We start from the raw sequence: 8,843 nt of genomic DNA on the forward strand, positions 1-8,843 counted from the left end.
TCGACGTGAAGGAAGCCGCCCGGCTGGAAGGCTGGATCGCCGAGGCGGTTGCCGGCGGCGCGAAACTGCTGTGCGGCGGCCAGCGCAACGGGGCCATGCTGGCGGCGACCCTGCTGGAAGATGTACCACGCGGCGCCAAGCTCAACACCGAAGAGGCCTTCGGCCCGCTCGCCTTCTTCACGCGCTTCAAGACGTTCGACGAGGCGCTGCACATCGTGAACGACAGCAAGTTCGGCCTGCAGGCCGGCATCTTCACGCGCGATCTGTTCCACATGCTGAAAGCCTGGGATGTGCTGGATGTCGGCGGCGTGGTGATCAATGATGTGCCCAGCTACCGCGTCGACAACATGCCCTATGGCGGCGTGAAGGATTCAGGCCTCGGCCGTGAAGGCGTGCGCTTTGCCATGGAAGACATGACCGAGATCCGGAATCTCGTCATCCGGCGGCGGCCGCAGGACATGTGAGGCGGCAGCCAGCCGCCGTTCATCGCGCCTGCCGCACCTTTCCTGCCAACACCCATCCTGCTAGGGATGCCGCCCATGGACCGCCAGCACACCCGTTTCAACCGCTCCGCTCTCGTTCTGCTGGCTCTGGCGCCGCTCGCGCTGGCCGCCTGTTCCAATGGCGGCAAGGCCAAGAAGGACCAGAGCTATCTCGCGCAGGATGTGGAAACGCTCTACAGCGCCGCGCGCGAAACGCTGGCAAAGCGGCAATATCGCCTTGCCGGTGCGCAGTTTGATGAAGTGGAGCGTCAGCACCCGTACAGCGTGTGGGCCCGCCGCGCGCAGTTGATGTCGTCGTTCGCTTATTATGCGGCCGGCGAATATCAGGAAGCCATTGGTGCCGCTCAGCGGTTCCTGTCGCTGCACCCCGGCAGCCGCGAGGCGCCCTATGCCTATTACATGGTGGCGTTGAGCCACTACAACCAGATCATGCCGGTCAACAAGGATCAGAAGACCACGCAGCAGGCGTTGGATTCGCTGGGCGAACTGATCCGCCGTTATCCCAACACCGATTATGCCGCCGATGCCCGGCTGAAGATCGATCTGGCCCGCGATCACCTCGCCGGCAAGGAAATGGAGATCGGGCGTTTCTACCAGAGCCAGGGCCTGTATCTGGCAGCGATCATCCGTTTCCGCACCGTGATCGAGAAGTTCGACACCACCAGCCATGCGCCCGAAGCACTGCACCGATTGGTCGAATCCTATCTGGCGATGGGCATCCCGGAAGAAGCCACCAAATCAGCCGCCGTGCTGGGCAACAACTATCCTGAATCCAAGTGGTATGAGCGCAGCTACAAGCTGATCGGCCGCTGGGTTCCGGATGCGCCCAAGAAAATGGCGAATCAGGGCGGCCAGTGATGCCGATCCCGGCGACACTGATCACCGCCGGGCTGCTTGGGCTCGTCTTCCTGGCTCTCACGGTTCGTGTCGTCGGTCGCCGCGTTTCGGGCAAGATCATGATCGGTGATGGCGGCGACAGCCAGATGCTGGAACGCATCCGCGCCCACGCCAATTTCACCGAACATGTGCCGCTCACCCTCATCCTGATGGCCGGCATCGAGATCACCGCCGGCCATCATTCGCCTTGGTTGTGGCTTTCGGGCGGCCTGCTGGTGCTGGCCCGCATTGCCCACGCCATCGGCATGAGCCGGCCTTCGCCCAACCCGTTCCGGGCCGGGGGCGCATTGATCAGCTGGGGGTTGATCCTGGCGCTGTCACTGTGGGCGTTGTGGCTGGGACTGGGCCTGCAGCCGCCTTCGCCAGACTATATTTAACCCAGCATCCGATCCGCCACGAAGGCATTGGCCTGGCGTTCACGGCCGAAGGTGCTCATCGGGCCGTGGCCGGGCACAAATGCCGTCTCGTTGCCCAGCGGCCACAGCTTGGTGGTGATGGCTTCCACCAGATCATTGAAGTTGCCCTTGGGGAAATCGGTGCGGCCGATGCTGCCCTGGAACAGCACATCGCCCACGATGGCAAGCTGCGACGGTGCGTGGTGGAAAACGACATGGCCGGGCGTGTGGCCGGGGCAGTGATAGACATCCAGCACCAATTCACCCACCGTCACCTGGTCGCCATCATGCAGCCAGCGATCAGGCGTGAAGGCCTCGGCGCCCGGCACGCCATAGGCAGCACCCTGGGCCGGGTTCATGTCGATCCAGAACTTGTCATCGGGGTGGGGGCCTTCGATCGGCACACCCAGATCACGCGCCAGCACGGCGGTGAGGCCGCAATGATCAATGTGGCCATGGGTCACGAGCAGCTTCTCGATGGTCACGCCGTTGTCGGCCGCGACCTGCTTCAACCGATCAAGATCGCCGCCCGGATCAGTGAAGGCGCCGCGCATGGTTTTCGTGCACCACAACAGGGTGCAATTCTGCTGGAGCGGCGTGACCGGCACGATGATGGCTTGCAGGGGCGGCTTGGCTGTCATGCTGCCATCAGTGGCGAATCCACGCCCGCCACGCAAGACGGCAGAATTATTGCGGTTCCGTAATGATGCAATGCTCCGAACTGCTGCTACTCATTGCCTGATTGTAATCAATGAGGCTGCGCATGCAGGAAAAGACAGGCCTGCTGGCCAGTTGGCGGCAGGACGTGCCGGCGTCGATCGTGGTGGCGCTGGTTGCATTGCCCTTGTGCCTGGGGGTGGCGCTGGCGTCTGGGGCGCCGCTGATTTCCGGCCTGGTGGCCGGCATTGTCGGCGGCATCGTGGTGGGTGCCATCAGCCGCTCGTCTCTGTCGGTGTCCGGCCCTGCCGCTGGTCTTACCACCATTGTGCTGGCGGCCATCACGTCGCTGCCAACCTTCGAAGCCTTTCTGCTGTCGGTGTGCCTGGCCGGCGCGCTGCAATTGCTGTTCGCGGCCTCGCGTGGTGGCGTGATTGCCGAATTCGTGCCGGGCGCTGTCATCACCGGGATGCTGGCCGCCATCGGCCTCATCCTGATCCTCAAGCAGATCCCGCATGCCGTGGGCTATGATGCCGATCCCGAAGGCGATTTCAGTTTCTTCCAGCGCGATGGCGAAAACACGCTGACAGCGCTTGGCCACATGCTCAGCAATGATTTCCTGTGGGGCGCGGCCCTGATTGCCGCCGTCAGCCTGGCGTTCCTGTTCTGGTGGGACAAGGCCAAGCCCAAGGATGGCCCATTGAAATTGCTGCCCGGCCCGCTGGTGGTAGTGCTGTTTGCCGTCGCCGCCAACGAAGCCTTCCGCCAGTTCGCGCCCGATTTGGCCGTGGCCAGCACCCATTTGGTGCAGGTGCCGGTGTCGGCGACGCCTTGGGCGCTGGCCGACCAGATTCGCCTGCCGGATTTCGCCGCCATCACCAACACCAAGGTATGGACGGTAGCGCTCACCCTGGCCATCGTTGCCAGCTTGGAATCGCTGCTGTCGGTGAAGGCGGTCGATGAAGTCGATCCCAAGCGCCGCGTGACCGACAAGAATCGCGAGCTACTGGCCCAGGGCGCCGGCAATCTGGTTTCGGGGATGCTGGGTGGTCTGCCGGTTACGTCGGTGATTGTGCGATCGTCGGCCAACGTCGAATCCGGAGCAGATTCCAAGTTCTCCACCATATTGCACGGCATCTGGCTGCTGCTCGGGTTGGCGGTGATTCCATCGGTGCTCAACATGATCCCGCTGTCGGCGCTGGCGGCCATCCTGATCGCCACAGGCTATAAGCTGGCCAAACCGGCGCTGTTCATCCAGCGCTGGAAGCAGGGCTACACCCAGTTCGCGCCGTTCGTGATCACCGTGGCGGCGATCCTGTTCACCGATCTGCTGATCGGCATCGGCATCGGGCTGCTGGTCGGTTTCGGCTTTGTCATCTGGCGCTCGGCCGGCAACATCATCACCTATGTCGAATATGGTGGCACGGTGATGGTGCGGGCGCGGCGCAACCTGCATTTCATGCACAAGCCGGCGCTGGTGGAGTCGCTGAGCCGGGTGCCTGATGGTGCCGAGCTGCTGATTGACCTGTCGGCTACCTCCTATGTCGATCTTGATTGCATCGATATCATCAACGGCTTTGTGAAGGCCGCCGGCTTCCGCGACATCAATGTCAGGGTTCGCCCCGATCCGGGCCGCAAGACGGCCGCCATGATCAACGCCCCCGTTTCCCGCGCCCGCGCCACCTGAAGCTGGACCAGAGCCCATGAAGGAAATCGATCAACTGCTGCTGTCGAACCGGGCCTGGGCCGCTGAAATGCTGGCCGAGAACCCCGAGTTCTTCAACCGCAACGTCAACTGGCAGCGCCCGGCCTTTCTGTGGATCGGCTGTTCCGATAGCCGGGTGGCGCCCGATCAGATGACGCAGGCGGTGCCCGGCGGCCTGTTCGTGCATCGCAACATCGCCAATCTTGTCTATCCCGATGACCGCAACCTGATGGCCGTGCTGGATTATGCCGTGAACGTGCTGGAAGTGGAGCATGTGGTGATCTGCGGCCATTATGGCTGCGGCGGTATCCAGGCGGCTCTGGACGGCGCGCCAGAAGGCGCGATTGCCCACTGGCTGGAACATGCCCGCCAGGTGCTGAACGATCACCGCAGCGAGATCGAGGCCTTGCCCGAAGGCGAGGAGCGGGTGAACCGGCTGGTGGAAGTGAATGTGCGCGACCAGTTGCTGCACCTTGCCGGCGCCGGTCCGGTGCAGAAGGCATTCCAGGCCGGCCGGCCGCTGTCCCTGCACGGCTGGGTCTATGATTTGCGCGACGGCCATATCAAGCCGCTGATGCGCATCGACAAGGACACGATCCTTTCCGAAGTGCCCAAGCCGGAACGCGTGCTGGTGTAATGCAAAGGGGCCGTCGCATCGCTGCGACGGCCCCCCGGATTGCGCTGTGCCGCGGTTACTTGGCGGCGATCACCGTCAGCTCCACCAGGAATTGCGGGCCGGCCAGCGCGGTGACCTGCATGGTGGTGCGGGTGGTGGTGGTCGGGTTTTCGGCATTGTTGAAGAACTCGGCGAACCCGGCGTTGAAGCCGGCAAAGTCCATCTTGCCGTCCATGCCGGGCGCGGCCACCAGATAGGCATCCATGCGCACGATGTCCTTCATGGTCATGCCGTGCGCGGCCAGCAGTTCCTTGATCTTCTTCAGCGTGCTGATCGTCTGGGTCTTTGTGTCACCGAAATCGGTGCCGCCCGGCGTGGCCGGCGAAGCAAGGTTGCCCGACAGATAGACGGTGGTGGCGCCGGCCTTGACCTTGGCGGCGGTGAGGATGCGGCCGCCGGCGGGGCCGACCTTTTCGACGTTCTGGGCGAACGCCGGTGCGGCAATCGCCATGGCCAGGCTGGCAGCGGCAAGCGTGAACAATTTCATGGATCAGGTCCCCTTCGGTTGCAAAAAGAAGCGGGCGGCAGGATTGCCCTGCCGCCCGCTGTTGGCAAGCGATATCGCTTGCGCCCCGCTTAGAACTTGGCGGTGGCGCGCACGTACCAGAAGCCGCCCGCCTGACCCAGCGGCGAGGAGCCGGGGTAGATGGAGCCGTTGGCCTGGCCGCCGGTGGACGGATAGGCGTTGCGGGTTTCGACATCCGGATAGTTGTTGAACAGGTTTTCGACACCCACCGCGAGACGGTAATTCTCGGCGATGGTGAAGCCGGCTTCGACGTCGATGCCGATTTCGGCACCGAAGGTCTTGCCCCATTCACCCGTGGTCGCGGCGGCGTTCGGCGCCGGATACAGGGCGCGGAAGGCCACCGGATCCACGCCGGCCGGGATTGAGCCCACCGGGTTGAAGTAGGTGGTGAACTTGCCGAAGTAGTTGCCACGCACGGTCAGATCGAAGGCACCGCTGGTGTAGTTGGTGCTCAACACCGCACGCCACCGCGGGTTGCTGTCTTCGATGTTGCCCAGGCGGGTGTTGTCGATCAGGCTCAGCACGCGGGTGTCGGTCGGCCGGATCGCCGAGAGGGCGATGGTCCGGCGATCGGTGACCTTGGTCTTGTTGTAGTTCACCGCCAGGCTGCTGTTGAAGCGGCCGATGCCGGTATCCGCCCGGTGCGACAACACGATGTCAAAGCCCTGCGTCCGGGTGCGGAAGCCGTTGGTGAAATAGTTCACCTGGCCCAGATCGAGCGCGGTGGCGAGGCCGGCAGCGAGCAGAGCCTGCTGGTCGGCGCCAGTCACGTTGATCGACGAGGTGATGCCGATGCGATCCTTGACGACGATGTTGTAGAAATCGACCGTCAGGTTGAAACCGCTACCCGGGGTAACGACGAAACCGCCCGAGAAGCTGGTCGATTTTTCAGGCTTCAGTTCCTGGGCACCGAAATACTGCGCCGAGACACTGTCCGGACGCGCGGTCTGCACAGCCACCGGGACCGGGCTACCCTGCGGGAAGTTGGTCTGGGTGTTCTGGGTGAACTGCTGGCCCGGCGTCGGCGCGCGGAAACCGGTCGACGCGGCACCGCGCAGGGCGATGACGTCGTTGATGGCCCAACGGGCGCTGAACTTGCCGTTGAAGGTGCTGCCGAAATCGTTGAAGTAATCGTAGCGGGCAGCCAGGCCGAGATCGAGGCCTTCAACCACTTCGGCTTCGAAATCGAGGTAGGCCGAATAGTTGTTGCGGCCACCTTCAGCCACCGAATCCGGACCGAAACCGGGGAAGCCGTTGGCGCCGACCGGCTTGGTCACGTTGAAGCGCGTGAGATCGTTGCGTTCAACCAACTGCGAGCCGAACTGACCCGGTTCCCACGAAGCGCGGTCACCGAGGCCGACAGCGAAGGTCTCGCGGCGGAATTCAAGACCGGCAGCGATGAACAGCGGCTTGTAGAAGCCGACATCGGTTTCATAGCTGAAATCAGCGTTGATGTTGTATTCCTGCTGCGTGACCTTGCCGAGATAGAAATCGGTCGGCGACGCCGGACCCAACGACGGGTTCAGCGTGTCATACATGAAATAGCGGATCTGGTTGCGGCCATAGGCAGCGGTGACGTCATACTTCACGCCGCCTTCGGTCGAACCCTTGTAGCCGCCAACGATCGAAAGATCCTCGATCGAGGCTTCGAACACCGGCACAAAGCCGTTGGGGAAGATCGAGGTTTCGGTGAAAGTGCGGCCCTCGGCGTCAAAGATGGCGCGGCCCGACACCGGATCGGTGCCGATGCGATCCAGATACCACGGCGTGCCGATCGACTTGCCGAACGTGCCGGTGCCCGGACGCAGCGGGATATCAGCTGCGCTCACGGCGATCGGGCGGCGATAGTTGAAGTCGTTGGACTGGCGCTGCCAGCCATAGTTACCGAAGGCATAGACTTCGTCGCCATCACCAACCGGAACGGCGGCGTTCCACACCACGCGATAGGCGCGGTTGGACGGCTGGCCAAGCTGGTTGCCCGTGGGACGCGGCGGCGTGATGCCGGCAGCGATCAACGGGGCGATTTCCGGGCGCGGCACCGAACGATCGAACACGTTCTGATCGATGAATTCGCCGGTGATGTTGAAGAAGCCGCCATCACCCAGCTTGAAGCCGGCATTGGCGGACAGCTGCAGGTCTTCACCGTCGCCACGATAGGTCTGGCCATAGCGGGCAGCGAGATTGATCCCGTTGTCGGCGCGGTTGAGACCGATGTTGATCACGCCGGCGATGGCATCCGAACCGTACTGGGCGGCAGCGCCGTCGCGCAGCACTTCGATGCGGCTCACGGCCGGGCTGGAGATCTGCGACAGATCGGGGCCCTGCGAACCGACGTTCAGGGCGTCACCGGTGACCTGCACCAGCGCCGAACGGTGCATGCGCTTGCCGTTGATCAGCACGAGAATCTGGTCAGCCGGCAGGCCGCGCAGGTTCGGCGGACGCACGAAGGCCGAGGCATCGCCCAACAGGTTACGGTTCTGGTTGAACGACGGCACCAGCGTCTTGATGATGTTCTGCAGCTGCGGCGACGGCTGCGCCTTGAAATCGTCGGAGCTGAACACGTCGATCGGCACGGCGCTTTCGGCCACGGTGCGGTCGGTACGGCGGGTACCGGTCACGATGATCGTGGTGTCTTCCTTCGAGCCTTCCGCCGCGGCGGCTTCCTGGTCGTCGGCAGCGGCAAGGGCCGGTGCGGCCATGCCGGCCAGCACGAGAGCGACCATCGAGGTGGCCAGCTTCAGATCGACCCTTTGGGCCTTGTCGTTCAATCGCATCATGTCAGTCCCCTGGTTGTATTTCGACATGCCAAGTCGCCGGTTCCTGAGCAGCGGCCATTCAACCGCCCTGCAGGTCCAGCCCTGGCGGGCCACACCGAATCGGCAAACGGCCTACGCCGCCGCTGATCCACGCTGCCCACTCATTGGCAACGCCCACCGGCACCCGTCGTGAAAGCCCTGCTTTGGGCCCTGCAAGCGGATGCCGATCGCCGTCTTCAAGCGCCATAGTAACCGTGCCTGACATACGCCATTTGCGCACCCCGATATTTGGCCGCAGGGCTGTTGCCGCAATGATACAGTTGCCGGGCGTTGCATTGGCGCAACAGTTCGGGGCCCCTAAGGCCTGTTTCAGGCAGGGAGTTGCTTGGCCATTGGCACGAAGCGCACCGCCACCCCGCCGCAATCCAGATCGATCGGCGCCTGGCCGGCATAGCCATGGGCGGCGTAGAACGGTTCGCCGGGCAGGGTCGCCATCAGTTCGGTGCGGGTGAATCCAGCCGCCGCCGCGGCATCTTCACAGGCCTTGAGCAATGCCGCACCCACGCCGCGCCGGGCCGCGTGCGGCGCCACGAAGAAAGCGCGGATCTTGGCGGCATCGCGCGCCGGATCGAGCAGGCCGGAAGCACGTCCGGCAAATTTGTCCCCGCCAAACAGCGTCGCGCGCTTGCTCCAGCCACCGCAGCCCAACCGATCGCCGGCAGCGTCTT

The 8,843-nt window shown here is 63.6% G+C and carries 9 protein-coding genes; 5 read left to right on the plus strand and 4 right to left on the minus strand.

Annotated features, from left to right (window positions below; genetic code table 11):
• From RT662_RS13115 to RT662_RS13125, 3 genes are all read left to right on the plus strand, one after another.
• Positions 1–464: aldehyde dehydrogenase family protein (locus tag RT662_RS13115; RefSeq protein ID WP_313671146.1), on the plus strand; the 464-nt coding region annotated here is incomplete at its 5' end.
• Positions 465–539: 75 nt separating this feature from the next.
• Complete coding sequence (locus RT662_RS13120) at positions 540–1,361, plus strand: outer membrane protein assembly factor BamD (protein ID WP_313671147.1); 822 nt, start codon at positions 540–542, stop codon at positions 1,359–1,361.
• Entirely contained in the window at positions 1,361–1,777 is a 417-nt protein-coding gene (locus RT662_RS13125) for an MAPEG family protein (protein ID WP_313671148.1), read from the plus strand. The genes RT662_RS13120 and RT662_RS13125 overlap by 1 nt, the downstream gene beginning before the upstream one ends.
• On the opposite strand, the gene RT662_RS13130 is transcribed toward RT662_RS13125, so the two are convergent.
• Positions 1,774–2,436 carry an MBL fold metallo-hydrolase gene (locus RT662_RS13130; RefSeq protein ID WP_313671149.1) on the minus strand — a complete coding sequence of 221 codons (663 nt, stop codon included), beginning with the start codon at positions 2,434–2,436 and terminating at the stop codon, positions 1,774–1,776. The two genes, RT662_RS13125 and RT662_RS13130, sit on opposite strands and share 4 nt — an antisense overlap.
• Before the next feature lie 122 nt (positions 2,437–2,558).
• On the opposite strand from RT662_RS13130, the gene RT662_RS13135 reads away from it, so the two are divergent.
• Positions 2,559–4,139 (plus strand): SulP family inorganic anion transporter, encoded by a 1,581-nt coding sequence (locus RT662_RS13135; protein WP_313671150.1) that lies wholly within the window; start codon positions 2,559–2,561, stop codon positions 4,137–4,139.
• A gap of 16 nt (positions 4,140–4,155) precedes the next feature.
• Positions 4,156–4,794 (plus strand): carbonic anhydrase, encoded by a 639-nt coding sequence (locus RT662_RS13140; protein ID WP_313671151.1) that lies wholly within the window; start codon positions 4,156–4,158, stop codon positions 4,792–4,794.
• Between the two features lie 55 nt (positions 4,795–4,849).
• Here the strand turns inward: RT662_RS13140 and RT662_RS13145 are convergent, their stop codons facing one another.
• The 3 genes from RT662_RS13145 to RT662_RS13155 form a co-directional block, all read right to left on the minus strand.
• Positions 4,850–5,320: a Rid family hydrolase gene (locus RT662_RS13145; RefSeq protein WP_313671152.1), complete on the minus strand. Its 471-nt coding sequence runs from the start codon at positions 5,318–5,320 to the stop codon at positions 4,850–4,852.
• Positions 5,321–5,409: 89 nt separating this feature from the next.
• Complete coding sequence (locus RT662_RS13150; RefSeq protein ID WP_313671153.1) at positions 5,410–8,136, minus strand: TonB-dependent receptor plug domain-containing protein; 2,727 nt, start codon at positions 8,134–8,136, stop codon at positions 5,410–5,412.
• 348 nt (positions 8,137–8,484) lie between these two features.
• The coding region (locus tag RT662_RS13155; RefSeq protein WP_313671154.1) for a GNAT family N-acetyltransferase at positions 8,485–8,843 on the minus strand (359 nt) is incomplete at its 5' end.

The organism is Sandarakinorhabdus sp., assembly GCF_032115815.1.
Classification (GTDB): Bacteria; Pseudomonadota; Alphaproteobacteria; order Sphingomonadales; family Sphingomonadaceae; genus Sandarakinorhabdus.